The sequence below is a fragment of the Mesorhizobium sp. J8 genome, from assembly GCF_016591715.1.
In the GTDB taxonomy this organism is placed as follows: Bacteria; Pseudomonadota; Alphaproteobacteria; order Rhizobiales; family Rhizobiaceae; genus Mesorhizobium.
The window spans coordinates 4,725,506-4,749,489 of sequence record NZ_AP024109.1; the positions used below are offsets into that span (position 1 = coordinate 4,725,506).

At 63.7% G+C, this 23,984-nt stretch carries 28 protein-coding genes; 17 read left to right on the top strand and 11 right to left on the bottom strand.

Annotated elements, in window-relative coordinates; translation table 11 throughout:
* The first annotated feature begins 59 nt into the window (after positions 1-59).
* The 5 genes from MJ8_RS22595 (at position 60) to MJ8_RS22615 (ending at position 3,824) form a co-directional block, all read left to right on the top strand.
* Positions 60-986 (top strand): YVTN family beta-propeller repeat protein, encoded by a 927-nt coding sequence (locus tag MJ8_RS22595; RefSeq protein WP_201415536.1) that lies wholly within the window; start codon positions 60-62, stop codon positions 984-986.
* A 32-nt stretch (positions 987-1,018) separates the two neighbouring features.
* The gene (locus tag MJ8_RS22600) at positions 1,019-1,459 is read left to right on the top strand and encodes a hypothetical protein (protein WP_201410936.1); all 441 of its coding nucleotides are present in this window, start codon (positions 1,019-1,021) and stop codon (positions 1,457-1,459) included.
* Between the two features lie 111 nt (positions 1,460-1,570).
* Positions 1,571-2,323 (top strand): ATP-binding cassette domain-containing protein, encoded by a 753-nt coding sequence (locus MJ8_RS22605; RefSeq protein WP_225247994.1) that lies wholly within the window; start codon positions 1,571-1,573, stop codon positions 2,321-2,323.
* Between the two features lie 11 nt (positions 2,324-2,334).
* Positions 2,335-3,195, top strand: coding sequence for an ABC transporter permease (locus tag MJ8_RS22610; RefSeq protein ID WP_201415537.1), 861 nt, complete (start codon positions 2,335-2,337; stop codon positions 3,193-3,195).
* Entirely contained in the window at positions 3,195-3,824 is a 630-nt protein-coding gene (locus MJ8_RS22615; protein WP_201410938.1) for a hypothetical protein, read from the top strand. The genes MJ8_RS22610 and MJ8_RS22615 overlap by 1 nt, the downstream gene beginning before the upstream one ends.
* Positions 3,825-3,869: 45 nt before the next feature.
* Here MJ8_RS22615 and MJ8_RS22620 read toward each other — a convergent pair whose 3' ends face one another.
* Positions 3,870-4,070: a hypothetical protein gene (locus tag MJ8_RS22620; protein WP_140755991.1), complete on the bottom strand. Its 201-nt coding sequence runs from the start codon at positions 4,068-4,070 to the stop codon at positions 3,870-3,872.
* Positions 4,071-4,296: 226 nt separating this feature from the next.
* Entirely contained in the window at positions 4,297-4,494 is a 198-nt protein-coding gene (locus MJ8_RS22625) for a hypothetical protein (RefSeq protein ID WP_225247995.1), read from the bottom strand.
* Positions 4,495-4,583: 89 nt separating this feature from the next.
* On the opposite strand from MJ8_RS22625, the gene MJ8_RS22630 reads away from it, so the two are divergent.
* Positions 4,584-4,760 (top strand): HAD hydrolase-like protein, encoded by a 177-nt coding sequence (locus tag MJ8_RS22630; protein WP_263649707.1) that lies wholly within the window; start codon positions 4,584-4,586, stop codon positions 4,758-4,760.
* Positions 4,761-4,899: 139 nt separating this feature from the next.
* On the opposite strand, the gene MJ8_RS22635 is transcribed toward MJ8_RS22630, so the two are convergent.
* On the bottom strand, positions 4,900-5,280 hold the full coding sequence (locus MJ8_RS22635; protein ID WP_201410939.1) for a c-type cytochrome: 381 nt from the start codon (positions 5,278-5,280) through the stop codon (positions 4,900-4,902).
* A gap of 290 nt (positions 5,281-5,570) precedes the next feature.
* Here MJ8_RS22635 and MJ8_RS22640 point away from each other — a divergent pair, with 290 nt between their 5' ends.
* The 4 genes from MJ8_RS22640 to MJ8_RS22655 all read left to right on the top strand — a co-directional run bounded on the left by MJ8_RS22640 (position 5,571) and on the right by MJ8_RS22655 (position 8,340).
* Positions 5,571-5,780 (top strand): hypothetical protein, encoded by a 210-nt coding sequence (locus tag MJ8_RS22640; RefSeq protein WP_201410940.1) that lies wholly within the window; start codon positions 5,571-5,573, stop codon positions 5,778-5,780.
* 37 nt (positions 5,781-5,817) lie between these two features.
* Entirely contained in the window at positions 5,818-6,807 is a 990-nt protein-coding gene (locus MJ8_RS22645; protein ID WP_201410941.1) for an ABC transporter substrate-binding protein, read from the top strand.
* A 71-nt stretch (positions 6,808-6,878) separates the two neighbouring features.
* Entirely contained in the window at positions 6,879-7,631 is a 753-nt protein-coding gene (locus MJ8_RS22650; protein WP_225248322.1) for an ABC transporter permease, read from the top strand.
* A complete protein-coding gene (locus MJ8_RS22655) occupies positions 7,600-8,340 on the top strand; it encodes an ABC transporter ATP-binding protein (RefSeq protein WP_201410942.1) in 741 nt (246 codons plus the stop codon). The genes MJ8_RS22650 and MJ8_RS22655 overlap by 32 nt, the downstream gene beginning before the upstream one ends.
* 37 nt (positions 8,341-8,377) lie before the next feature.
* Here MJ8_RS22655 and MJ8_RS22660 read toward each other — a convergent pair whose 3' ends face one another.
* Positions 8,378-8,731 carry a hypothetical protein gene (locus MJ8_RS22660; RefSeq protein WP_201410943.1) on the bottom strand — a complete coding sequence of 118 codons (354 nt, stop codon included), beginning with the start codon at positions 8,729-8,731 and terminating at the stop codon, positions 8,378-8,380.
* Positions 8,732-9,425: 694 nt separating this feature from the next.
* Between MJ8_RS22660 and MJ8_RS22665 the strand changes: the two genes are divergently transcribed.
* The 7 genes from MJ8_RS22665 to pqqE all read left to right on the top strand — a co-directional run bounded on the left by MJ8_RS22665 (position 9,426) and on the right by pqqE (position 16,450).
* Positions 9,426-11,345 carry a methanol/ethanol family PQQ-dependent dehydrogenase gene (locus MJ8_RS22665; RefSeq protein WP_201410944.1) on the top strand — a complete coding sequence of 640 codons (1,920 nt, stop codon included), beginning with the start codon at positions 9,426-9,428 and terminating at the stop codon, positions 11,343-11,345.
* A 158-nt stretch (positions 11,346-11,503) separates the two neighbouring features.
* Positions 11,504-12,028 (top strand): c-type cytochrome, methanol metabolism-related, encoded by a 525-nt coding sequence (locus tag MJ8_RS22670; protein WP_201410945.1) that lies wholly within the window; start codon positions 11,504-11,506, stop codon positions 12,026-12,028.
* Positions 12,000-12,902 (top strand): substrate-binding domain-containing protein, encoded by a 903-nt coding sequence (locus MJ8_RS22675; RefSeq protein WP_201410946.1) that lies wholly within the window; start codon positions 12,000-12,002, stop codon positions 12,900-12,902. The genes MJ8_RS22670 and MJ8_RS22675 overlap by 29 nt, the downstream gene beginning before the upstream one ends.
* Before the next feature lie 425 nt (positions 12,903-13,327).
* Positions 13,328-14,260, top strand: coding sequence for a pyrroloquinoline quinone biosynthesis protein PqqB (pqqB, locus tag MJ8_RS22680; RefSeq protein WP_201415540.1), 933 nt, complete (start codon positions 13,328-13,330; stop codon positions 14,258-14,260).
* Complete coding sequence (gene pqqC, locus MJ8_RS22685) at positions 14,257-15,015, top strand: pyrroloquinoline-quinone synthase PqqC (protein WP_201410947.1); 759 nt, start codon at positions 14,257-14,259, stop codon at positions 15,013-15,015. The genes pqqB and pqqC overlap by 4 nt, the downstream gene beginning before the upstream one ends.
* Positions 15,012-15,311 (top strand): pyrroloquinoline quinone biosynthesis peptide chaperone PqqD, encoded by a 300-nt coding sequence (gene pqqD, locus MJ8_RS22690; RefSeq protein ID WP_225247996.1) that lies wholly within the window; start codon positions 15,012-15,014, stop codon positions 15,309-15,311. Before pqqC ends, pqqD begins: the two co-directional genes overlap by 4 nt.
* On the top strand, positions 15,308-16,450 hold the full coding sequence (gene pqqE, locus MJ8_RS22695) for a pyrroloquinoline quinone biosynthesis protein PqqE (RefSeq protein WP_201410948.1): 1,143 nt from the start codon (positions 15,308-15,310) through the stop codon (positions 16,448-16,450). The genes pqqD and pqqE overlap by 4 nt, the downstream gene beginning before the upstream one ends.
* A 52-nt stretch (positions 16,451-16,502) precedes the next feature.
* Here pqqE and MJ8_RS22700 read toward each other — a convergent pair whose 3' ends face one another.
* The 7 genes from MJ8_RS22700 to MJ8_RS22730 are packed head-to-tail and all read right to left on the bottom strand — an operon-like array spanning position 16,503 to position 23,947.
* Positions 16,503-17,351, bottom strand: a complete 849-nt coding sequence (locus tag MJ8_RS22700; RefSeq protein WP_201410949.1) for an SMP-30/gluconolactonase/LRE family protein — start codon at positions 17,349-17,351, stop codon at positions 16,503-16,505.
* Positions 17,352-17,361: 10 nt separating this feature from the next.
* A complete protein-coding gene (locus MJ8_RS22705; protein WP_201410950.1) occupies positions 17,362-19,149 on the bottom strand; it encodes a CoA-transferase in 1,788 nt (595 codons plus the stop codon).
* Entirely contained in the window at positions 19,146-20,159 is a 1,014-nt protein-coding gene (locus MJ8_RS22710; protein ID WP_201410951.1) for a hypothetical protein, read from the bottom strand. The genes MJ8_RS22705 and MJ8_RS22710 overlap by 4 nt, the downstream gene beginning before the upstream one ends.
* Positions 20,156-20,941, bottom strand: coding sequence for an enoyl-CoA hydratase/isomerase family protein (locus MJ8_RS22715; protein WP_225247997.1), 786 nt, complete (start codon positions 20,939-20,941; stop codon positions 20,156-20,158). The genes MJ8_RS22710 and MJ8_RS22715 overlap by 4 nt, the downstream gene beginning before the upstream one ends.
* Entirely contained in the window at positions 20,941-22,146 is a 1,206-nt protein-coding gene (locus MJ8_RS22720; RefSeq protein WP_140756038.1) for a CaiB/BaiF CoA transferase family protein, read from the bottom strand. The genes MJ8_RS22715 and MJ8_RS22720 overlap by 1 nt, the downstream gene beginning before the upstream one ends.
* An 18-nt stretch (positions 22,147-22,164) precedes the next feature.
* Positions 22,165-22,950 (bottom strand): SDR family NAD(P)-dependent oxidoreductase, encoded by a 786-nt coding sequence (locus MJ8_RS22725; protein WP_201410952.1) that lies wholly within the window; start codon positions 22,948-22,950, stop codon positions 22,165-22,167.
* Between the two features lies 1 nt (position 22,951).
* A complete protein-coding gene (locus tag MJ8_RS22730) occupies positions 22,952-23,947 on the bottom strand; it encodes an ABC transporter permease (RefSeq protein ID WP_201410953.1) in 996 nt (331 codons plus the stop codon).
* Between the last annotated feature and the right edge of the window lie 37 nt (positions 23,948-23,984).

Sequence of the window (23,984 nt, forward strand, 5' to 3'; positions counted from 1 at the left end):
CGGGAGGAGTTTCGGTGCAAGGACGAGCTTGTGCACTCGCCATTCTCGCGACCGGCCTCATGGTCGGTCCGGCATCGGCCTATACGGCCTATGTCTCCAACGAGAAGGACAACACCATGACCGTCGTCGACACGGCGACGATGAAGGTGATCAAGACCGTCGATGTCGGGCAGAGGCCGCGCGGCATCACGATTTCGCCCGACGGCAAGTTCGTCTATCTGTGCGCCAGCGACGACGACACGGTGCAGATCATCGATACGTCGAGCCTTGAGGTCGTTGGCGATCTGCCCTCGGGACCGGATCCCGAATTGTTCGTGCTCTCGCCCGACGGCAAGACGCTTTATATCGCCAACGAGGACGACAATCTGGTCACCGTCGTCGATGTCGCGAGCAAGGCGGTGCTTTCGGAGATCCCGGTCGGCGTCGAGCCGGAAGGCATGGGCGTCAGCCCTGACGGCAAGACCATGGTCAACACCTCCGAAACCACCAGCATGGCGCATTTCATCGACACCCAAAGCCATGAGGTGACCGACAACGTGCTCGTCGATACGCGCCCCCGCTTCGCCGAATTCAAGCCCGATGGCTCCCAGGTCTGGGTCAGCGCCGAGGTCGGCGGCACGGTCAGCGTCATCGACAACGCCAAGCGCCAGGTGGTGAAGAAAATCCAGTTCGCGATCAATGGATTGCGGGCTGAAACCATCCAACCTGTGGGCATTGCCATAACCGTAGACGGCAAGAAGGCCTATGTCGCGCTCGGTCCGGCGAACCATGTCGCGGTGGTCAACACCGAAACCTATGAAGTGGAGAAATACATCCTCGTCGGCCAGCGCGTCTGGCACCTGGCCTTCACCCCGGACCAGAAGACGCTGATCACCACGAACGGCAATTCGAACGACATCACCTTCATCGATACGGCGACCGATGAACCGGTCCAGTCGCTCACCGTCGGCCAGCAGCCGTGGGGCGTGGCCATATCGCCCAACTAGCGATGTCCCAAGCAGATCGGGAGGTTCATTCCATGACGATCAACCGAACGATTGCCGTCGCCGTTCTGGCCGGACTGACGGTTGCTCCGCTCAGGGCCAGCGCCGACGATGCGCCGAAGGTGACGCGATCCAGCAAGACCCTCCCTGAGCTGGTCCTGGGCTCGGACCAATCCAGCTACGACGTCAACCGGACGGATTTCGAGCTGATCGCCGGCCAGGGCTATCGCTGGAAGATCACGTCTCACGGCGGCTTCGAATACAAATTCATGACCGATCTCTGGCGAAACGTCTGGATCGACCAGATCGTGATAAACGATCTCGAAGTGCACATGGCCGGCGCGCCGGCCTGGCTCGAATTCGACGACGCGGGAACCATATTGGTTCAGTTCCACACCGTGCGCCCCGGCGAGTACAGCTGGTCCGTCCCCGATCTTGCCGACAAGGGTCTCAAGGGAAAGATCACGATCAAATGAGAGCTGGCAAATGAGACCTGGCAAACGAGAGCGGGCGAATGAAACCGGCGCACACATGAGGACAGGGTGATCGGCGTGCGGCATCTGCGGACAGGCGGTTCGGGAAATGAGGTGGCGGCGCTCGACGTCGCCGGCGTCAGCCATTCCTACGGTCCCAAACGGGCGCTGAACAACGTATCCTTCTCGATCGCGCCGGCGACTTTCACCGTCCTGCTCGGCCTCAACGGCGCCGGCAAGACAACCTTGTTTTCGCTGATCAGCCGTCTTTACGACACGCGCCACGGATCGATCCGCATCTTCGGCCATGACATCCGCCGCGCTTCCGGCGAAGCGCTCAGATGCGTCGGCATCGTGTTCCAGGCACGCACCCTCGACCTTGACCTCAGCGTGCACCAGAACCTTTCCTACCACGCCTCGCTGCACGGTATCGGTGGACGTGAGGCCCGGCAGCGCATCGCCACCCTGCTCGAAACGGTCGATATGCAGGGCCGTGACCATGACAAGGCCCGCTCCCTCTCCGGCGGCCAGATGCGACGGATCGAAATCGCCAGGGCGCTGCTGCACCGCCCCGCCCTGCTGCTGCTCGACGAGGCGACGGTCGGCCTCGACATCCAGTCGCGCGCCGGCATCCTCGCCACCATCCGCCGGCTCGTCGACACCGAAGGCATCGGCGTTTTGTGGGCCACGCACCTGATCGACGAGGTCGACGACGGCGACCATGCCGTCGTGCTGCGGCAGGGAAACCTCGTCGCCAGCGGCACGGTCTCCGATCTCATCCATGCCAGCGGCGCCGATTCGATCCGCGACGCCTTCTCGAAGCTCAACCGGGCCGAGACGGCCGGCATTGCAGGGATTTCGCCATGAGCACGTCCGCGATGCCGCAGAAGGTCGCCTCCATCACACCGGTGCGGTCCGGCGCATTCGGCCTCCGTCACTATCTCATCTGCCTCAAGGGCGTCGTCCTGCGCGAGTGCCTGCGTTTCCTGCATCAACGCGAGCGCTTCGTCTCCTCGCTGGTCAGGCCGCTCGTCTGGCTGTTCATCTTCGCCGCCGGCTTTCGCCAGGTGCTCGGCGTCTCGATCATCCCACCCTACAAGACCTACGTGCTCTACGAGGTCTACATCACGCCCGGCCTGTGCGGCATGATCCTTTTGTTCTCCGGCATGCAGTCCTCGCTGTCGATGGTCTACGACCGCGAGATGGGCAATATGCGCATCCTGCTCGTCAGCCCGTTTCCGCGCTGGTTCCTGTTGGTGTCGAAGATGCTCGCCGGCGTCGCCGTATCGATCGCCCAGGTCTATGCGTTCCTGATCGTGGCGTGGTTCTGGGGCGTCAAGGCGCCGCCCCTCGGCTACCTGTTCGTGCTGCCGGCGCTGTTCTTGTCGGGCATGATGCTTTGCGCCCTCGGAATGCTTTTGTCCTCGATGATCAAGCAGCTCGAAAACTTCGCCGGCATCATGAACTTCGTCATCTTTCCCGGCTATTTCGCCTCACCCGCCCTGTATCCGTTGTGGCGCATCCAGGAAGCCAGCCCTCTCCTCTACAAGATCTGTCTCGTCAATCCGTTCACCTATGCCGTCGAGCTGATCCGTTTTGCCTTTTACGGGCAGGTCGATTGGGTGTCGCTGGGCGTGGTCGCCGGATGCACGCTGCTGTTTCTGGCCGGAGCCATCATCGCCTACGACCCCTCGCGCGGGCTGATGACCCGCAAGCAGGACACGGGAGGAAATGCCTGATGGCGAGAACAGCCTTTGCTGTCAGCGTGGTTATGGTTGGCCTGTTCGCGCCGGCAACAAACGCCGGCGCGGCGACCGCCGATCCGGACTGGCCATGCGTCCAGCGCAAGGTGCCGCAATTGTCGCTCGGCCAGGTCTGGAACGGGCCAGACCTTCCGCCGTCGGCCAAGGACTGGTCAGACGACGCGTCGGTCTCCGCCCTTGTCGAGGACGTCGCGGCACGGCGGCTGCCGCTCGCCGACGCCCAGAAGAAGATCAGGGATTTCGCGGCGTCCCTGCCGGCCGAGCAGCTTGCGCCGAAAATGGCGATGGTCGTGCAGGGCATGTTCGACCACATGGACGCCGAGCGCTCGCACGTGATTGCCGGCATCGCTCGCTATGCCCACAGGCAGCTCGAAATGGCCGCCGACTTGCGCAAGCAAGCGTCCGATGTCGATGCGTTGCGCGCAAAGCCCGGCGCGGATCCCGACGAGGTCGAGCGCCGGACCGACCAGTTGAATTTCGCGACGCGGATCTTCACCGAGCGCGCGCAATCGCTGACTTACGTCTGCGACGTGCCGAACATCATCGAGCAGCGGCTTTACCAGCTGGCCAAGACCGTCTCGGAGACGCTTGCGGCGAAGAAATAACGCATGGCCCCCCAAACGCACACCGGTCTCGAAAAACGCGTCCCGTCAGCTGCTGCGGCCGGGCAGCACGCGCCAGCGCTGCACGAAGTAGCCGGGATGCGTCTCCAGCCAATGCGCGACCAGCGGCTGCGCCTGCATGAAGGCCACTCCGGGATTCATGGCTAAGCCGTCCGCCATTTCCTCGCGTTGCTCGCATGTCTGCGGCACGGCTGACATGCAGACCATCATCACGATTGTATAAAGCATTGCCCCTTCCCCTTCGAAATCCCGAACCCCACGCCGGGACGCAAGGCGATTTGCCTGCAGGGTTTGGCTGCCCTTCCGTCTTACCGCGAGTGTGAAGCGACTGCCCCTGCCCTTCCCGCGTCGCAGCATAACATGCGAGCTTGGGAGTCACCATCTGCGGCGACCCGGTTGTCCACCCCCTTCCGGACCTTTTCGCACGACCTCGACGGCGGATATGTAAGGTGCTTCACCCGCGCCGCGTTCCGGGTGCCCTCGCCTGTTGCGTCCGTGCTGCTTCATCCGCTTCGGCGCGTGGATACAGCTTGCCGAGTAGGGGCAGGTAAGTCGCACCTTTGCGCATCAGGAAATCGTTGAAGGTCGCCATGGCCGGCGACATCACGTGATCGGTTCGCATCACCGAAAACCATTGACGGCGGATCGGCATGCCGGCCACGTCGAGGATGACGAGCCGGCCGGTTCCCGTTTCCGCTGCGATCGTGCGGGCGGAGACTTCAGGTCGAACCGCACGAAGCGCTGATGGTTGGAGACAGCATCAGCGATGTCGGCGCGGCGCGCGCGGCCAGCATGCCGATCGCTCTGCTGCGCGGTGGCTACACCCATGTGCCCGTAGAAGAGCTGGACGCGGATCTTGTCTGCGACAGCCTGCTCGATCTGCCCTCCGCCATGCAGAGGCTGCAAGCCGCGGCCTGACAGGCGGTGTCGATTACCCAGCCAGTCGCCTAAACTAGCCGATCGAAAAAGCGAACCACCGGCGAAGCCGTCACTTCGAGAGCTGCCTCGACTTGAGAACTGCCCTGCTTTGAGAATTGCCCCTGCTTTGAGAACTGCCCTACTTTGAGAACTGCTTGAGATAGGCGATGACGTTGGCCACGTCCTTGTCGTCCTTGAGGCCGACAAACGCCATCTTCGTGCCCTTAACCATGGCCTTTGGATCGTGGAGATAGGTCGTCAGCGTCGGTTCGTCCCATTTGACGCCGGACTTTCCAGCCGCGACCATGGCCTGGGAATAGCTGAAACCCGGATGCGTGCCGGCCGTGCGGCCGATGACGCCGTTCAACGACGGACCGACCTTGTTCTGGTCCTTGTCCGCGACGTGGCAGACCTTGCATTTGGTGAAGACCTTCTCACCGGCCGCCGCGTCCTGCGCATAGGATTCGTCCGTGATGAAAGTAACCAGGAAAATGGCGGCGAAAAATGCGATAACGCGCATGGCAATTCCTCATTAATCGTCAAATGCCCGGCGCCCGCAAAAAGCTAACCGGAGGCAGGCGGAAGTCAATCGTACGAAGGTCCAGTCTCCGGCATTCGACCGAGTCGATCCTGTACTTTCGCCTTTGTTGACGGTCCCGGGACGAGCGCGTAGCCTCGGATCGTTGTTGGATTTCCAAGGGCACCTCGGGACATCGGTCAGGCTGGCTCGATCCAGGCTGAGATTTGCCCAGGCAATGGGGTAGGCGGCATTTCGCTGGAGCGGGCGTCGTCGCGCGCGAGAGGTGCTGAATGAACATGGTCGACCTCATCTTGACGGTTTGCCTGAGTGCCAATCCCGGCGCTTGCCGGGACGAGCATCTCTATTTTGAAAGCCGCGGCTCCCTGTTCCAATGCATGATGCTGGCGCCCAGCGAAATCGCGAAATGGTCGCAGGAACACCCGGCCTTGAAGGTCAGGCGTTGGAAATGCGCTTTCCCGACGAAGGACCGGGCGATCTGACCGGCGCCGCTGGTTTGTTCCAACCCCGGGAGAACGCATGATGATTTCGCGGCGGGAAACGCTTCGTTTGGCGGCTCTTGGAACGGCGGCGGTTCTCGGCGCACAGTCCATTGCCGCCGCCGCGTCCAAGGTCCGCATCGGCGTGCTGAAGTTCGGCACGGTAAGCTGGGAGCTTGATACGCTGAAGCAACATAGTTTCGACGCGGCCAACGGGATCGATTTGGACGTCGTCAATTTCGCCGGCGAGGATGCGACCAACGTGGCGATGCTGGCAGGCGCGATCGACATCATCGTGACCGATTGGCTGTGGGTGTCGCGCCAGCGTTCGGAGGGCGGCGACGTGACATTGGCCCCCTATTCGACTTCCGTCGGCGCGATCATGGTGGAGGACGCATCGCCGATCCGCACGATCGCCGACCTCAAGGGAAAGAAGATCGGCGTCGCCGGCGGGGCGCTCGACAAGAGCTGGCTGCTGATACAGGCGCTGGCCAGGCGCGATCACGGCCTCGACCTGCCGGCGGTGACCGACGTCGTGTTTGGCGCGCCGCCGCTAATTTCGCAAAAGGCCATCCAGGGCGAACTCGATGCGGCGCTCAACTTCTGGCATTTCTGCGCCCGGCTCGAGGCCGGCGGCTTTCGCCGGCTGATCGGCGCCGACGGCGCGCAGATAGCGCTCGGCGCCTCGGGCCCGGTATCCGCGCTTGGCTATGTATTCCACGACAAATGGGCGAACGAGAACCCGCGGGCCGCCCGCGGCTTCCTCAAGGCTTCCGCGCAGGCCAAGGATCTGCTGGCAAGGTCCGACGAAGAGTGGCTGCGCCTCGCGCCGGTCATCCGCGCGGACGGCAAGGAGTTGGCAAAGCTGCGCGACCGCTACCGCGAGGGTATCCCCAGGCGGCCGGTCGCCGAGGAAGCGGCCGATGCCGGCAAGCTCTATCGGGTGCTGGCCGCAATCGGCGGCGAAAAGCTGGTCGGCAGCGCGCCGGAGATGGCCCCTGGCACATTCTGGCGGGAGCCGCCGCAATGACGGTAAAAGATGGCGGCGGGCACACGCTTGGCGAAGCGGCCGGCATTTCCAAAGGTTCCGTCTCGGCGGCAATGCTGATGCCCGCGCTGACGGTGACGATCTCCCTGCTCGGGCTCGGACTGCTGTGGAGCCTGGCGGCGAATGCCTGGCCGAGCCGCGCCTTTCCGGGACCGGGACAGGTCTGGCAGGTATTGCTGAGAGAGGCGGCGAGCGGCGACCTTTTCTACCACCTCGGCGCGACCTTCGGCCGAGTCGCGGCCGCATACCTCGTCGCGATGATCGTCGGATCGGTAATCGGCATCCTCCTCGGCAGCTACCGCCGCGCGGACCGGTTCTTCAACCCCTGGGTCATCCTGTTCCTCAATATTCCCGCGCTGGTGATCATCGTGCTGGCCTATATCTGGTTCGGCCTCAACGAGGCGGCGGCGATCGGCGCGGTTGCCGTTAACAAGATCCCGAATGTCGTGGTGACAATGCGCGAAGGCGCTAGGGCGCTGGACCCCCGTTACGCCGAAATGGCGGCGGTCTACCGCTTCGGTCCGCTTGACCGCCTTCGCCACATCCTGCTGCCGCAACTGCAGCCTTATCTGGCGGCGGCCTCGCGCTCCGGCATCGCTCTCATCTGGAAGATCGTCCTGGTGGTGGAACTGCTCGGCCGCTCCAATGGCGTTGGCTTCCAGATCCATCTCTATTTCCAGCTTTTCGACGTCGCCGCCATTCTTGCCTACACGCTGGCATTCGTGGCGGTGATGCTGGTGATCGAACTACTTCTGGTGCAGCCCGTTGAACGACATGCAACCCGTTGGCGCCGCCGCCCCGCTTAGGGTCGACATCGCCGAGAAGACCTTCAGATCCGCGCACGGCGTCTCGGTCACAGCGCTCAAGAACCTTTCCTTCGAGGTCCGGCAAGGCGAATTCGTCTGCCTGCTCGGGCCATCGGGCTGCGGCAAGACCACGACGCTGCGCATTCTGCTCGGGCTCGACAGACAATTCTCCGGTTCTTTCCAGTTGCCCGGAGGTGGCTCGAACCGCATAGCCGCCGTGTTCCAGGAACCCACCCTGCTGCCCTGGCGAACGGTGGAAGAGAATGTCAGGCTTGCGCTGCCGAAAAGTCTGCGCATGAAAAATCTCGACGCGCTGTTAGACACGCTCGGCCTCACCGGCATGCGCTCCCTCTATCCGTCCGAGCTATCGCTCGGCCTTGCAAGAAGAGTAGCCCTTGCACGGGCCTTCGCGATCGAACCTGCGGTGCTGTTCCTCGACGAGCCGTTCGTCTCGCTCGACGAACGGACCGCCGGGCAGCTCCGGCGCCTGCTTCTTGATGTCTGGTCGGCCCGGCCCACGACAGCCCTGATGGTGACGCACAACCTGACCGAAGCCCTGGCGCTTTCGGATCGCATCATCGTGCTTGCGCCGCGGCCCTCGCACGTGCTCGGCGTTTTTGACATAGGACTGCCCAGGCAGCACCGCAGCCCCGAGGCGGCGAACGACCTTTTGCGATCCTTCCATCAGAAATTTCCGGGCGTGACCTGACCGCCTGGAAACCGCTTCCGTGTGACGGCGAACCTCTCTAGAAGCAACGAACGTCCGCTTCCGCCTGCGCCTGCTTCAGCTCCGTTCGCGCGGCTTTCGCCGGCGCGCTTTCGCGGAACAGACCTGCATTCTCGCCCGTTGTCAGAGACATGCTCTTGAAGGTCTCGGCCCTCTCATAATGGTCGTAAGGCAGGATCGAGGCGATGACATCGATCGAGCATGAACAACTCTCCAGCGCTTGGCGTGTCTGGCCGTTTGTGCGCATGCAGCCGAGCACGTAGTCGACGATCGTCGCGGTTGGATAATCTCCTGCGGCGCCAGCAGGGTTTGCAAAGACCGTTGCCGACGAGAAGAGAAGCGTCAGGATCGAAAATCCAGCATATCTGACCATTGGAAATTCCTCCTATTGCCCGCCCGCGCCGCACCGAGGCGGCACCATCGTGCCCAGTTGGCGGCACGCCGCAAGCCCGGTCAAGCTCCCACCGCCCCGGTATAGGACCAAAGGAGGAATGCTTTGCCCACGGACAGCAGCGCTCCAAGGCAGCTTCACGGCCCACCTCAGAACCAACCTTCACGAGTACCTTTTACCCCCAGATCAATATGAAACGCCAAAAAAATCCAGCGATAAAAGACGAAATAATATTCAAAAACATAATTCAAAGTTATTACAATCATAAATGCACAAATATAGGATTCTATATATATGACTAACAAACTTTGCACTGGCACATGGCTTGAAGTTTCCAATATCTTTTATCTGCCAATTTTATATTGCGCCGCATCAAATGTATGTTGCGATGCACAATCCCAACAGGGCTTTTTCCTTGCCTGACTTTTTGCAATGACATAGCCTTACCCTGTTTCCGGCTTCAAGGACTTCGCCGTAACAAGGGAGCGGCGGGTGTCTTTCGTAGGCCAACCGGGCGGGTGCAGGCTAGGCTGACTTGGTAGAGGGCAGAAACGTTCCTCTGCTATTTGCAGCTTAGGTCGTGACAGCTGCCGGAAATACTTCCCAGGATGAATCGCTTGGACAAGCTCTTGCGAGCTTGAATACGATTTCTTGTTGTCAACTCGGGAGGAATTTGATGCGCGCACTTACGCAAGCTACCTACATCGCAACTACCACTGCGCTACTGTCGTTGGGCGCGCTCTATACAGCGTCCGCCAACGAAGAACTCGCGAAGATGGCCGAAAACCCGAAAGACTGGGTGATGCAGACGGGTGATTACGCCAACACCCGTTACTCCACACTGAAGCAAATCACCAAGGACAATGTGAAGAACCTGCAGGTCAAGTGGACCTTCTCGACCGGCGTGCTGCGCGGCCATGAGGGCGGGCCGCTGATCATCGGCGACGTGATGTATGTTCACGCCCCGTTCCCGAACACCGTCTATGCGCTCGATCTCAACAAGGATGGAAAGATCCTGTGGAAGTACGAGCCCAAGCAGGACACCAACGTCATTCCGATCATGTGCTGCGACACGGTCAATCGCGGCGTTGCCTATGCGCCTGCCGATGGCGACCGCCCGGCGCTGGTCATCCTCAACCAGGCCGACACTACGGTCGTGGCGCTCGATGCCAAGACCGGAAAGGTCGTGTGGTCGGTCAAGAACGGCGAGAACACCGACGGCGGAAAGGGCGAATCCGGCACCTCGGCGCCCGTGGTCGTCAAGGACAAGGTCCTCGTCGGCGTCTCCGGCGCGGAGTTCGGCGTCCGCGGCTGGCTGGCCGCCTACGATCTGAAGGACGGCAAGCTCGCCTGGAAGGCTTATTCGGAAGGTCCGGACGCGGACACGCTGCTCGATCCCGAGAAGACGACGCAGCTCGGCAAGCCGGTGGGGAAGGACTCCGGCACGAACACCTGGGAAGGCGAGCAGTGGAAGACAGGCGGCGGCACGACATGGGGATGGTATTCCTATGATCCCAAGCTGAACCTCGTCTATTACGGCACCGGCAATCCCTCGACCTGGAATCCCGTCCAACGTCCCGGCGACAATCGCTGGTCGATGACCATCTTCGCCCGCGATGCCGACACCGGCGTGGCCAAGTGGGTCTATCAGATGACCCCGCATGACGAATGGGACTATGACGGCATCAACGAGATGATCCTCGTCGACGGCATGGAGGTCAAAGGCAAGAAGCACGACGTGCTGGTGCATTTCGACCGTAACGGCTTCGCCTACACCATGGATCGCGCCACCGGCGAGCTTCTCGTCGCCAAGAAGTACGATCCGGCGGTGAATTGGGCGACCGAAGTCAATATGGACCCCAACAGCAAGGAATACGGCCGCCCGCAGGTCGTGGCCAAATATTCCACGCAGCAGAACGGCGAAGACACAAACTCGACGGGTATCTGCCCGGCAGCGCTTGGAACCAAGGACCAGCAGCCGGCCACCTACTCGCCGAAGACCGGGCTATTCTATGTGCCGACCAACCACGTCTGCATGGACTATGAGCCGTACAAGGTGAGCTACACCGCCGGCCAGCCTTATGTGGGCGCCACCGTATCGATGTATCCGGCGCCCGGCGGCGACGGCAACATGGGCAACTTCATTGCCTGGGATGCCGCCAAGGGTGAGATCGTCTGGTCGAAGCCCGAGCAGTTCTCGGTGTGGTCGGGCGCGCTGGCGACCGCCGGCGACGTCATCTTCTACGGGACGCTCGAAGGCTACATCAAGGCGGTCGATGAGCACGGCAAGGAACTCTACAAGTTCAAGACCCCATCCGGCATCATCGGCAACGTCACGCCCTTCGAGCACAACGGCAAGCAATATATCGCCGTTCTGTCCGGTGTCGGCGGCTGGGCAGGCATCGGCCTCGCCGGCGGACTGCTGTCACCCGACAACGCCGCTGCCTGGCACGGCGCCGTCGATCAGGGCCGCGCGCAGGGCGATCAGGCCGCGGTCGTCGGAACCGCCGGTCTCGGAGCGGTCGGTGGCTACGCGGCGCTTGCCGACTACACGACGCTGGGCGGCCAGCTCACCGTCTTCGGTCTTCCGGATTGATCTCCCGGAAAAACCTTAAGACCGAAGGCAGAAAGATCGAGAGCCCGGATCATCCCCAGGCAACGGCCGGGCTCTCGATCTGAAGCACACCCGAACACCGTCAACGCCCGCTCGCGACGGCAACCCCTCGTCCTTTGGCAAAACAAGGAAGTGTCTGAATGTTCATCCGCATCGCAGTTTCCGTTCTCGCCCTGACCCTTCTGCCCTTGGCCGGCTCGATTTCGGCGCAGGCCGAAGACAGCGCCGACAAAGCCAAGGCGGTCAAGGACGAGGGCGGCAAATATTTGGATGCGGATGGAAATCCAACCTACAAGATCGAGAACGGAACCGTGGATTGGTACACGTTCAGCGGCTATCGCCGCTACCACTCGGACTGCCATGTCTGCCACGGGCAGGACGGGATGGGTTCGACCTATGCCCCGGCCCTGGCGAACAGCCTTAAAACGATCGACTACCCCACATTCCTCTCGATCGTCGCCCAGGGCCGCAAGAACACCGCCAACGGCAAGGAGAATGTCATGCCTGCCTTTGGCGACAACAAGAACGTCTACTGCTATCTGGATGACCTCTACGTCTATCTGCGCGCCCGCGCCGACGGCGCCGCGCCGCGCGGCAGGCCGCCCAAGCACGAGGACAAACCCCAGGCGGCCAAGGATGCCGAAAAATCCTGCATGGGAGGATGACGTGACCGGCCGGGTTGCATCGAAGCCGCGTTTCGTTCTGCCTCTGCTCGGCGCGCTCGCCTTGCTGCCATCGGCCGCCTGGGCGCAAGGCGCCGGTCTTGGCGCCGCGGGCGAACTGGTCGACCCCGACATTCTGCGCGTCTGCGCCGATCCTTCGAACATGCCTTTCACCGACCAGAACGGCCAGGGATTCGAAAACAAGCTGGCCGAGTTGGTCGCCAGGAAGACAGGACGGAAGTCGGTCGCCTACACCTGGTTTCCGACCGTGATCGGCTTCGTGCGCAACACGCTTGCCGCCAACCGATGCGACGTCATCATGGGCTATGCCCAGGGCGACGAGCTGGTGCAGAACACCAACGCCTATTATCGCTCCTCCTATGTGCTTGTGCATCCCAAGGGCGACGGCCTCGAAGGTGTCGAGACGATCGAGGATCCGAAACTCGCCGGCAAGCGGATCGGCGTCGTCGAACGCACGCCGCCGACCGCCAACATGGCCGCCAACAAGCTCTTGCGGACGGCAAAGATCTACCCGCTGGCCGTCGACACGCGCGTCACCCCGTCGATGGGAGAGGTCATGATCAAGGACATGCTCGCCGGCAAGATCGACGCGGCGATCCTGTGGGGACCGATGGCCGGTTACTATGCCAAGCAGCTCGACGCGAATGTCGCGATCGTCCCGCTGGTCAAGGAAAAGACAGGTTCGCGCATGTCCTACCGCATCACCATGGGAGTGCGCCCATCCGACCAGGAATGGAAGCGTACCCTCAACAAGGTGATCCGCGAGAACCAGGCGGAGATCAACAAGCTCCTGCTCGACTACAACGTGCCGCTGATCGACGAACATGACAACCCGATCACGGCGACGCCGGGGTGAGCGCGATGGAGCGGAAGCAGCAGAGGCGATGGAGGTAAGGAACCGATCTTCGATACGGACAGTTTCTTTTAGTTGTTTGAGGACCCGGTGTTTCATTTGTCCATTTGTGAAGTGATGGACGAGCCATTGCACCCGCCCGCAATGGCGCCAACGACATGACCGGCCCCCTCGGGCTGGCAGAAGAGGAGAATGCGATGAAGAAGAGCTGGAAGAAACCGACTATGTGCCAGGTTGCTGCGGGCTTCGAAATTTCGCGGTATCTGCCTGCCGAAATTCCTCCCAGGAAGTAGGCCGCAAGGGTGCATGTCCCTGGCAGCAGGGGCATGCACCCCGCCGCATGTGAGGGCATTGCAGCGCAAAACACGGATACGAAACTCTCTGCCGCCGACAAGCCGGTCGGATGGGCCGCGGAGCGGGCATTTGCCATGCGCGTGAAGATCGTCGGATCGGCGGCGGGAGGCGGCTTTCCGCAGTGGAACTGCAACTACCGCCTGAGCCGCGCGGCCCGCGCCGGCGTGCCCGGCATGCGTCCACGAACCCAATCGTCCATCGCAGTATCGGCGGACGGGACAGGTTGGGTTCTCTTCAACGCGTCGCCCGACATCCGCCAGCAGATTGCGCAAGCGCCCGAACTGCAGCCCGCGTCCGACGCACCGCGGCGCTCGACGCCGATCCGCGCGGTGGTGCTGACCAATGCCGACGTGGACCATGTCGCGGGCCTGCTCAGCCTGCGTGAAAGACAGCCATTCGCGATCTATGCGAGCGCGCAGGTGCTGGCGACACTGGAGGCCAACTCGATCTTCAATGTTCTCGATCCGGCGATCGTACCCCGGCGCCTGCTGGCGCCGACGGAGGAGATGACGATCCGCGATGCGGCGGGCCGGGAGACCGGCGTCGTGATCGAGAGCTTTCCGGTGCCGGGCAAGGTTGCGCTCTATCTGGAGGACAAAGACCATCCGGATGCCGATTTCAGTTCCGATGCCGGCGACACCGTCGGGATCCGCATCGCCGGCTCCGGCGGCGCGGTCTTCTACATACCGGGCTGCGCGCGCATCGATGCCGCGCTGCGCACGCGCCTGGCCGGCGCCGCCTGCCTTCTGTTCGACGGCACCGTCTACACGGACGGCGAGATGATCGCGGCCGGCGTCGGCCATAAAACCGGCGCGCGCATGGGGCACATCGCGATGTCGGGACAAGCAGGTTCGATCGCCGGCCTCGCCGATGTGAAGATCGGTCGCCGTATCTTCATCCATATCAACAACACCAATCCTGTTCTGGACGAGAATTCCGCCGAGCACGCGGCGGTCAAGGCGGCTGGATGGGAAGTCGCCAGCGATGGCATGGAGATGGAATTTTGAGCGATTTCCACGACGTGGCCCGAGACGGATTGTCGAAGCGCGATCTCGAGGCCGTGCTGCGGCGGGTCGGCGACGAGCGCTATCACAACCGCCATCCTTTCCATCACAGGATGACCGGCGGTGCGCTGTCGAAGGCCGAGATGCAGGCCTGGGCGCTGAACCGCTATTGCTACCAGGCCGTCATTCCACGCAAGGACGCCATGATCCTCGCACGTGCCGAAGACCCGGCGTTCCGCGCCGCCTGGCGCAAGCGCATCGAGGACCATGACGGCGAGGACGGCTGGAGCGGCGGCATCGCCCGCTGGCTGCATCTGGCGACCTCGCTCGGGCTCGATGCCGAAGCCGTCAAGAGCGAAAGGCTGGCGCTGCCGGCGACTCGTTTCGCCGTCGGCGCCTATCTTTCCTTCTGCACGAATCGGACGCTGCTGGAAGCGGTCGCATCGTCGCTGACCGAGATGTTCTCGCCACGGATCATCGGCGAGCGGGTACCGGCGATGCTGGCGAAATACGATTACATCACCGAGGACACGCTGGCCTATTTCACGCAGCGGCCGGAGCAGGCGAAGCGTGACGCCGATTTCGCCCTCGCCTATGTGCTGGCCCATGCCGACACGGCCGAACGCCAGCAGCGGGCGATCGATGCCCTGGTGTTCAAATGCGATATCCTCTGGGCCATGCTCGATGCGCTCCAGCATGCCTATGGCACCCCCGGAAACATACCGCCCGGAGCCTTCTGCCCGGAGGCGGCCTTATGATGACGGCGCTGCGCGAAAGAGCCATCGTGTCGTCGCGATCGGTGCCATCGCTGCCCAGGCATGTGCGCATCCAGTATGATCCCGTGCGGCAGGCCTTCGCCGTGCTTTCGCCGGAGAAGGTGTTCTGGCCGAACGAGATCAGCCTCGACATACTGCGCCGCTGTGACGGCCAGTCCAGCGTCGAGCGCATCATTGCCGATCTTGCTGCCGACTACGACGCTGATCCGCAGGACGTGGCGGCCGACGTCGTCGCCTTCCTGCAGGAATGGTCAGACAAGCTCTTGGTGAAGCTATGAGCGAGCCCCTCCTGCCCCCCATCGGCATGCTGGCGGAACTGACGCATCGCTGCCCGCTGCAGTGCCCCTATTGCTCCAACCCGGTCGAACTGCTGAAGGCCAACCGCGAGCTCGACACGCAGACCTGGCTCGATCTCTTCTCGCAGGCCGCCGATCTCGGTGTCCTGCAGGTGCATCTTTCCGGCGGCGAGCCGACGCTGCGCCGCGACCTCGAGCAATTGATCGCCGGGCTCTCGGCGCGCGGTGTCTACACCAACCTCATCACCGCCGGTGTCGGCATTGCCGAGGGCCGCATCGAGGCCTTTGCCGAAGCCGGGCTCGACCACCTGCAACTGAGCTTCCAGGGCGCCCGTCCGGCAACCACCGACCGTATCGGCAACCACCGGGGCAGCCATGAGAAGAAGCTGGAGACGGCGCGCCGCGCCCGCGCGGCCGGGCTTCCCCTCACCATCAATGCGCCGGTCCATCGGCACAACATCGAGGAAGTGCCGGAATTCATCGATCTCGCCCTCTCCTTGGATGCCGAGCGGCTCGAGATCGCGAACGTCCAGTATGCCGGTTGGGCGCTCGCCAACCGCGACAGGCTGATGCCCGACCTGGCAGCGGTCAACCGCCAGGCGGACATCGTCGCGGCGGCGCGCGAAAGGCTCGTCGGCATCATGACCATCGATTTCGTCACGCCGGATTATTTCGCCATCTATCCCAAGCCGTGCATGGGCGGCTGGGCGCGCGACGCCTTCATGGTCGCTCCCGACGGCACCATATTGCCGTGCCATGCCGCCCAGACGATTCCCTCGCTCCGCTTCGAGCGCTTCGGAGACCGCAGGCTCGCCGAAATCTGGACCGATTCACCGGCCTTCAACGTCTTCCGCGGCACCGACTGGATGCACGAGCCGTGCCGAAGCTGCGAGCGCCGCGAGATCGATTGGGGCGGCTGCAGGTGTCAGGCGATGGCGATTGCCGGCGATGCCACCGCAACGGATCCGGCCTGCGTCAAGTCGCCGATCCACAATCGAATGGCGATACTGACCGACGCTGCGCAGGCGGAGGCCGCGTCGGAGGGAAATGAAAGCTTCATTTTCCGGCGGATCGGCGCCGAAATCCGACCTGACACGCGCGCCGAGCCTGCCCACCGGTAACGGCCCGAAGGATTTCTCTTCCTTGGCGGTATCGCCTTGTGTCTCTTGCCGATCAGGCGCCGCTCAAGCCCGGAATCCCGGCCAGATCGATCTCGGTGATGTGCCAGCGGCCAAGGTTCGCGGTGTAGAGCTTGTCGCCCTTGAAGGCGATGTTGGTGGGATGCGCCAGCGTCGTCGCCGCCGGATCCTCGATCAGCACTTCGAGGCCGCTGTCCTTTCGCCAGCGATAGATGCGGCTCGGCTCGTAGCATGAGATGAGCAGCGAGCCGTCGGAAGCGAAGGCGAGCCCGTCCGGGACATTGCGCACGTCTTCGACGACGACCTGCCGGCGTCCCGCCGTACCATCGGTGAGGATCGGCACATAGCTGATGCAGGGCGCGTCGCTCTCAACCACATAGAGCCCGTTGGCGTCCGGCGCCATGGCCATGCCATTGGCGAAGGACATCGCTTCCCGGCACCACAGGCCGCCCTCACCCGTCCGCAGATCGTAGCGGAAGATGCCCGAACGTTTTTCCTCGCCCACACTGTCAGACACGTAGAGCCGGCCTCGCGCCTCGTCGATGACCGGATAGTTCGGCACGCGGATGCCGGACGAAGCGAAGCGCTCCATATGACCCGTCGCGGCATCCCAGCGGAAGATCGCGGCATGCTTGAGATCGCAGGCAAAGCAATTGCCGGCGCCGTCGAAGGCAATGCCGAGAAGAAAGCCGTCGGTACAGCCCATGCGCTCGACCGAACCGCCATCGGCGGAAAGCCTCAAGAGGTCGCCGGTCTCGGTGCCGCACCAGATCGATCCGTCGCGATGGACAGCCACGCCCTCGGGATGCGCGACGCGCGGATTGCTGAAGATGCCGTCGAAGAAGATCCGGGCGGCGGACATATCGAGCAACGGCTTTGCCATGGAACGCTCCTCAGCTTGCGGCAGGTAATCTCTGCGCGGCGACGCAGCGCTCGACCATGGCGCGGTCGGCCGCGAGGATCTCGGCGATGAGCGCGCCACGCTCCTTGGCGCTGACGAATTCCAGACGCCGCAAGCCAAGCGGATCGATGCGGTTACGCAACAAGGCAAGCGTATCGCTGGAGGGCACCGGCACCTCGCGGCAATCGGCGCCGAATGTCACTTCGAACCCGGTGGCGTCACGGATCTGCTGCCGGGTGACGCCGGGCATGGTTTCGATGACGATCAATTCCCGTGATGCCTCGACGAGGCGGAGGACGCAGAGGTCGGTGAAGACCAGCGCCTTGCCTGTCCTATAGCCCATCGGCTTACGTTCGGCCGGCGTCAGCAGACCGCGCGCCGAGCTGACCGTCTCGACCTCGTTTACCAGGGACTGGACCGAGTGACGTGGTATGTAAAGCAGGTAGTCGCGATGCATGTTGGCGACATCGGCCATGCCGCCCTGCCCCGGCAGCCGGATCAACCCGCCGCTCGGCTTGCGCAACGCGATGGTGTTGACCCGGCCGTGCCGGTCGACCTGCGCCGCGCCGACGATCTCATGCGTCACCGCGCCCGCCTGGTAATAGGTCGAATAGGTGTCGTCGCCGCCGGCATGCGCGACCGCCGTCTCGCAATCGAGGCTTTCGATCAGCGACAGCACCATCGGGCTCGGCGCGATGTCGAGATGGCCGCAGCTCATCGTCGCGATGATCATGTCCGGCGCGTGCGCCGCCTTGGCCAGCCGGTAGGCGACGTTGGCGAGCGGCGAGACCGCGCCGGCGCTGGCGAAGCTCTCATTGTCGAGCTCGAGGGCGATCCGCGCGGCAATGATTTCGTCGACGGATGCTTCCCGCTCGCCCTGCACCAATGCAGGCATCGCGAGGACGGTCCCGGCGCTGACTTTGGCCGCCTTCTTGAGCCGTTCCGGCAGGCCGCCCGAAGGCAGGCTTAGCTTGTCCCACAACGCCGCGTCCTTCGTCGCGAACGCCTCCGACAATGCCTGATAATCCGTGACGTAGAACGGCAGGCATGAGGCCGGGTAGGCGCCACCCGGTGCCAGCGCTATCGCCGAAACCTGGTTGCGGGTAAGCACGCTCTGGCGGCCGTCCCGCCGCAACGCGCCGACCGGCACGATCTCCTCGACCGTGACCAGCACTTTCCGCGCCGCGCCCGCCATCGCGAAGTCCAGCGCCCGCGGTCCGATGATCTCGACATTGCCGCTTTCGTCGGCGCGCTGGGCGTGGACGATGAAGGTGTCGAGCCTGAGCGGCGGGACGAACCCCGTATCGGTCCCGGCCAGCGGATCGGGCCTGGCGGCCGCAGTCGGCATGCGCGCCAGCATGTCCGATCCTTCAGGAAGCTGGAACGGCATCGACGGCAGGTTCTGCTGCGCTGCCCGCAGCGCCTGGATCATGGCCAGTGCCGTCCAATCACGGACAGGGATCGTGCCGTTCTCCGCCGCCGCGCGAAACCTCGGCGGCAGCCCGAGGATATCCAGGCTGGAAAAGCACAGCTCGATTTCCGCCACCGCGCCCGCCCCGAGCAGCAGTTCGAGCGGCAGGCCGCCGGCCCACGAGACATAGCGCAAATCTTTCACGCCGGACCCGGCGATCGCGCGCAGCAACGCGATCGGCAGCCGGGCGAAGTGGTGACCGCCGACGCCGAAAGCGTCGCCGTCGCGGACCATCGCCGCCAGCCCCTCGATATCGGTGAAGCGGGGCCGGTTCGGCTTGACCAGGGAAACTGACCTGTGATCTGTCACAGCGCCGATGCCTCGATGCGGTAGCGGGTCACGAACGGTTTCCCGGGCGAGAATTCCAGCGCCGTCGCGATGCCGGATTGCGCGATCGGATTGTCGGCGAGCGCGGTCGCCGGGCCGAGCCCGAAAGGCGAGCAGATCGGCTCGATGCCGATCGCGACATGACGCCCGTTCCAGGGCGCCGCCTTGCGTCCGCGATTGGAATACCAGAGCAGGAGGCTCGGGAAATGCTCCTTCTGCCAGGATAGCTGCACCCGGTATCCGTCCTCATGGTTGACGAGCGCCGCGGTACCGTCGACGCCCTCGATCTGCAGCAACTCCTCCGTGGCCGCAGCCAGGGGCAAACGGGAGGCGTCGATCGTGCCCCCGGTGCGCGCCGGCACCGATATCAGCTCGAAGAAGGTCTTGTTCCCGGCAAACAGTGAACCGCCGGGTTCGACATCGTGTGGATAGGTGCGGCCTTCGTCGAAGCCATCAAGCTCGAGTGTGGCGGCGCCCGTCTCGAACGGCAGCCGGAACACCGGGTGCAGACCGATCGGCAGGCGGCAGGCGCGGCGGACGAATATCCGGAACTCAATGTCGATTGCCGGCGCCGACGGATCGGGCCTTATCGTCCGTTCGACACGCTCGACCGGGCTTGCGTTGGGATAGGCAAGCGCCAGCGACAGCGATCCGCTCCCACTGGCGCGCCAGGCCCAGTCATGATTGGAGCTGTGGCCGTGGACTTCCTCGTCCGGAGCCGGCGGCCGCATGACGCGCGCCCAGCTCTCGGGCCATCCTTCGGCAGGCACCGAATAGCCGAAGGGCACGCAGGGCCATTCGCCGCGCAGCTTGCGCAGAATGCCCGGTAGCGCTTCCGATTCCGGTTCGTTTGCCCAGGGTGCGACATGCATCGGCGAGACCTGCCGGCCGTCGGAAAGCACAAACGTGACCGGCGCGAGCATCGCGCCGAGCCGCTGCACGGTCAGCGCGCCATGCGCCCAGCCGAGGCCACGATAGTCGTCGTCCCTCATGAGCCGGCCTTCTTCACCGCGCTCCTCTCGGCGAACTCCTTGACGCGCCGTTGGCCGGTCTCGCTGCGATAAAGGCCGCCCAGTATGTTGCGCTCCATGGCGAGGCCATCCGCCAGACCGCCCGACACGGCATGCGCCGTCAGGGCCTTCAGGCCTTCGATCGCGGCGGCTGGCTCGGCGGCGATCATCGCGGCCAGTTCGAGTGCGCGCGGCATCAGCCTTTCGACATCGACGATCTCGTTGACCAGGCCGGCATCGACGAATTCGGACGCCGGCACGATGGCGCCGGTCATCAGCAGAAGATTGGCGCGGTTGCGCCCGAGCTTGGCGACGCTGCGCTGCGTGCCGCCACCGCCGGGGATCAGTCCGAGCTTGATCTCGGGCAGGCCGAGCTTGGCATACTGGTTGGCGATCACGATGTCGCAGCACAGCACCAGCTCCATGCCGCCGCCCAGCGCGAAGCCGTTGACCGCCGCAATCACCGGCTTTCGGTTGTCCTCGATCGCCGCGTACATGCGCGTGCCGGCGGCCTGGAACGTGTCGAACTCGGCCGAGGTCTGCGCGGCATATTCCTTGATGTCGGCGCCGGCCATGAAGCCGCGCCCCTCGCCGGTCACCACGATCGCACCGACATTTTCGTCGCCCGACAGCGCCTCGAACGCCTCCGTGATCTCGCCTTGCATCTGCCGGTTCATGGCGTTGAGCTGATCGGCGCGCCGGAAGGTGACCACCGCGACGCGACCTTGGATCTCGACCGTGAGTGTCTCGTAGGCGCCCATCATCAGGCGGCGTCCACGGTCATGTCGCCGGACGCCTCGAGCGCTGCGATCTCGTCCTTCGACAGGCCGAACTCGGCCAGGATTTCGCGGCCATGCTGACCGACCAGCGGCGCCGGCCGCTCGATGGTCGCGGGCGTCTCGCTCATCTTGACGGCGGGCGCCACCACCCTCACCTTGCCGCCGCGCGGATGCTCGTAGCTGGTGATCATGCCCATATGCGTGACCTGCGGATCCTCCGCCGCGCGGCGGATGTCCTTCACCTCCGCGCACCAGATGTCGGCTTTGAGAAGCCGCGCCAGCAGATCCTGCGTGGCGAATTTCCTGGTCTCGGCATTGACCTTCTCGAACACCTCGTCGCGCTTGTCGAACAAGGTTTTCAAATCGTCATAGGCGGCGAGCTGCGGCGCTTCCAGAACCTCGTAAAGCGTCTTGAACGGGCTCATGGCGATCGACACGTAGCCGCCGTCCTTCGTCTCGTAGATACCGAACGGCGCCTGCATGCCGGGATGGCCGATGCCGGAATTGGGCCGCACGAAATCCTCGCCGAGATTGAGCACGGCGACATATTCCTGGTTGAGATGCGCCAGCAGCCCGGCCAGCAGATTGACCTCGATCTTCTGACCCTTGCCGGTCTTCTCGCGATAATAGAGCGCCGACAGGATGCCGTAGACCATGTTCATGGCGCCGATCTGGTCGGCGAGGCCGGCGCCGGCGGGAACCGGTGCCTGGTCGCCGCGGCCCGTATTGGCGATCAGCCCGGCCAGCCCTTGGATGAGCATGTCCTGCCCCGGACGCTCGACGTAAGGCCCCTCCTCGCCATAGCCGGAACCGGAGCAGTAGATGATGCGCGGATTGACGGCCTTGAAATCCTCGTAGCCGTAGCCGAGCTTGGCCAGCACGCCGGGACGGAAATTCTGCACCACCACGTCGGCAGTTCGGGCCATCTCCATGATGATGGCATGCACCTTGCGGCTCTTCAGGTTGAGCGCGATCGAGCGCTTGTTGCGGTTCCAGGCGAGGAAGTTCGGGCTCTCGGAGCCGCCCACCCATTTGGCGAAGAAGGTCATGCCGCGGAACATGTCGCCGGCGCCCGCGCGCTCGATCTTGATGACGTCGGCGCCCATGTCGCCGAGCAACTGCGTGGCGAACGGCCCCTGCAGCAGATGGCTGAAGTCGAGGATGCGGACGCCTTCGAGGGCCTTGTTCATTTCATGTCTCGTTTCGTTTCAAAGCAGTTCGGGAACGTAGCGGGGCGCCGCCGTCAGTCCGCCATCGACGCGCAGGTCGGTGCCGGTGGTGAAGCCGGCCGCATCGGAAGCCAGATAGACGGCGGCCTCGGCCACCTCCGAAGGCTCGCCGATGCGGCCAAGCGGATGCATCTTGACCCACGCCTTGGCGAGGCTGCCGCCGATTTCCTTGATCAGCCTGTCGTTCATCGGTGTGTTGATGGTGCCCGGCGAGATCGAGTTGACGCGGATGTTCAGCGGGCCGAACTCGACCGCCATCTGGCGCGTCATCGCCATCACCGCGCCCTTGGCACCGGCATAGGCGGTCCAGCCGTCGAGGCCGATATGGCCCTGCGCCGAGGCCATGTTGATGATCGAGCCGGACTTCTGCGCGATCATGTGCGGCAATGCGTATTTGCAGCCGCGGAACACGCTGGTCAGGTTGACCGCGATCAGCCGGTGCCATTGCTCGTCAGTCATCTCGTGCACCGGCATGCCGCCTATCGCGATCGCGGCGTTGTTGACCAGGATGTCGAGATGTCCGGTCTTGTTCACCGCGCTGTCGATCAGGCCGGCGATGTCGGCTTCCTGGGAGACGTCGCAATGGACGTAGTCGGCACGGCAGCCAGCTGCGCGTAGCGCTGCCGCGAACGTCTCGCCTGCGTCGTCGGCGATGTCGCCGAGGAACACATGCGCCCCTTCCCGGGCCATCGCCTCGGCGATCGCGTGGCCGATGCCGTCGGCCGCACCGGTGATGACGGCGGTTTTTCCTGCAAGACGAGCCATATCAGCCTCCATTCGCGCGCCGGCGCTTCGCTTCGTCGAAGGCGACCGCGGCAATGATGATCATGCCGGTGATGACGAGCTGCCATTCGGTCGGCAGGCCGAGACCGCGCAGGCCGTTGGACAAGAACTGCAGGATGAGCACGCCCAGCGCCATGCCTGTCAGGCTGCCGATGCCGCCGGCAAGGCTCACGCCGCCGAGCACCGTCGCGGCGACGACCTGGAATTCGAAATTGAGCCCCGCCGTGTGCTGCGCCGAGCCGACACGCGCCGCCAGGATGATGCCCGCGACGGTCGCCAGCAGTGCGCTGATGATGAAGCAGATGAACTTGACGCGCCGCACGTCGTAGCCGGCGAGCCGCGCCACTTCCTGATTACCGCCGACGGCATAGATCTGCCGTCCGAAAGGCCTGTGCTGCATCATGTAGCCGAAGGCGACGAGGAGCACGATGGCGATCACCGCCGAATACGGGATGATGTTGAACAGGCGCCCGTCGGAGAGCGCGATGAAGGAGTCGAGGCTGGCATCGTCGGGGATCGCGCGCTGGCCGGTATAGAGATAGACGCCGCCGCGCATGATGAACATGGTGCCCAGCGTCACAATCAGCGAGTTGATGCCGGCATAGGCGACGAGATAACCGTTCACCACACCGATGATCAGGCCGAACAGCAGCGCGCCGCCGACGCCGAGCAGCAGCGAATTGGTGTCGTTCATGATGATGATCAGCGGCAGCGCGATGGTCGCCAGCAGCGAGCCGATCGAAATGTCGACCTCGCCGGAAATGAAGACGATGGCGCAGCCGATGCCGGCGGTGAGCGCCAGCGAGGCCTGCCCCAGCACGTTGGTCATGTTGCGCACGGAGAAGAAATTCTCGACCGTTGCGGAAAAGAACGCCAGCACCAGGACGAGGCAGACGAGCAACGCCAGTTCCTGCCGGGCAAAGAGCCGCGCCAGCAGGGATGGCTGGTCTTTCGCGGAAGCCGTGCTTGCAAGGCTCATCGCTTGCCTCCTCCGAGGGAATGGCGCTTATCGCAAG

Excerpts from the sequence above, each read along its gene's own strand:
- MJ8_RS22595 (WP_201415536.1), top strand. The coding sequence starts at position 60 with ATGGTCGGTCCGGCATCGGCCTATACGGCCTATGTCTCCAACGAGAAG.
- MJ8_RS22600 (WP_201410936.1), top strand. The coding sequence starts at position 1,019 with ATGACGATCAACCGAACGATTGCCGTCGCCGTTCTGGCCGGACTGACG.
- MJ8_RS22610 (WP_201415537.1), top strand. The coding sequence starts at position 2,335 with ATGCCGCAGAAGGTCGCCTCCATCACACCGGTGCGGTCCGGCGCATTC.
- MJ8_RS22615 (WP_201410938.1), top strand. The coding sequence starts at position 3,195 with ATGGCGAGAACAGCCTTTGCTGTCAGCGTGGTTATGGTTGGCCTGTTC.
- MJ8_RS22620 (WP_140755991.1), bottom strand. The coding sequence starts at position 4,070 with ATGCTTTATACAATCGTGATGATGGTCTGCATGTCAGCCGTGCCGCAG.
- MJ8_RS22625 (WP_225247995.1), bottom strand. The coding sequence starts at position 4,494 with ATGCCGATCCGCCGTCAATGGTTTTCGGTGATGCGAACCGATCACGTG.
- MJ8_RS22635 (WP_201410939.1), bottom strand. The coding sequence starts at position 5,280 with ATGCGCGTTATCGCATTTTTCGCCGCCATTTTCCTGGTTACTTTCATC.
- MJ8_RS22640 (WP_201410940.1), top strand. The coding sequence starts at position 5,571 with ATGAACATGGTCGACCTCATCTTGACGGTTTGCCTGAGTGCCAATCCC.
- MJ8_RS22645 (WP_201410941.1), top strand. The coding sequence starts at position 5,818 with ATGATGATTTCGCGGCGGGAAACGCTTCGTTTGGCGGCTCTTGGAACG.
- MJ8_RS22650 (WP_225248322.1), top strand. The coding sequence starts at position 6,879 with ATGCTGATGCCCGCGCTGACGGTGACGATCTCCCTGCTCGGGCTCGGA.
- MJ8_RS22655 (WP_201410942.1), top strand. The coding sequence starts at position 7,600 with ATGCAACCCGTTGGCGCCGCCGCCCCGCTTAGGGTCGACATCGCCGAG.
- MJ8_RS22660 (WP_201410943.1), bottom strand. The coding sequence starts at position 8,731 with ATGGTCAGATATGCTGGATTTTCGATCCTGACGCTTCTCTTCTCGTCG.
- MJ8_RS22665 (WP_201410944.1), top strand. The coding sequence starts at position 9,426 with ATGCGCGCACTTACGCAAGCTACCTACATCGCAACTACCACTGCGCTA.
- MJ8_RS22670 (WP_201410945.1), top strand. The coding sequence starts at position 11,504 with ATGTTCATCCGCATCGCAGTTTCCGTTCTCGCCCTGACCCTTCTGCCC.
- MJ8_RS22675 (WP_201410946.1), top strand. The coding sequence starts at position 12,000 with ATGCCGAAAAATCCTGCATGGGAGGATGACGTGACCGGCCGGGTTGCA.
- pqqB (WP_201415540.1), top strand. The coding sequence starts at position 13,328 with ATGCGCGTGAAGATCGTCGGATCGGCGGCGGGAGGCGGCTTTCCGCAG.
- pqqD (WP_225247996.1), top strand. The coding sequence starts at position 15,012 with ATGATGACGGCGCTGCGCGAAAGAGCCATCGTGTCGTCGCGATCGGTG.
- pqqE (WP_201410948.1), top strand. The coding sequence starts at position 15,308 with ATGAGCGAGCCCCTCCTGCCCCCCATCGGCATGCTGGCGGAACTGACG.
- MJ8_RS22700 (WP_201410949.1), bottom strand. The coding sequence starts at position 17,351 with ATGGCAAAGCCGTTGCTCGATATGTCCGCCGCCCGGATCTTCTTCGAC.
- MJ8_RS22710 (WP_201410951.1), bottom strand. The coding sequence starts at position 20,159 with ATGAGGGACGACGACTATCGTGGCCTCGGCTGGGCGCATGGCGCGCTG.
- MJ8_RS22715 (WP_225247997.1), bottom strand. The coding sequence starts at position 20,941 with ATGATGGGCGCCTACGAGACACTCACGGTCGAGATCCAAGGTCGCGTC.
- MJ8_RS22720 (WP_140756038.1), bottom strand. The coding sequence starts at position 22,146 with ATGAACAAGGCCCTCGAAGGCGTCCGCATCCTCGACTTCAGCCATCTG.
- MJ8_RS22725 (WP_201410952.1), bottom strand. The coding sequence starts at position 22,950 with ATGGCTCGTCTTGCAGGAAAAACCGCCGTCATCACCGGTGCGGCCGAC.
- MJ8_RS22730 (WP_201410953.1), bottom strand. The coding sequence starts at position 23,947 with ATGAGCCTTGCAAGCACGGCTTCCGCGAAAGACCAGCCATCCCTGCTG.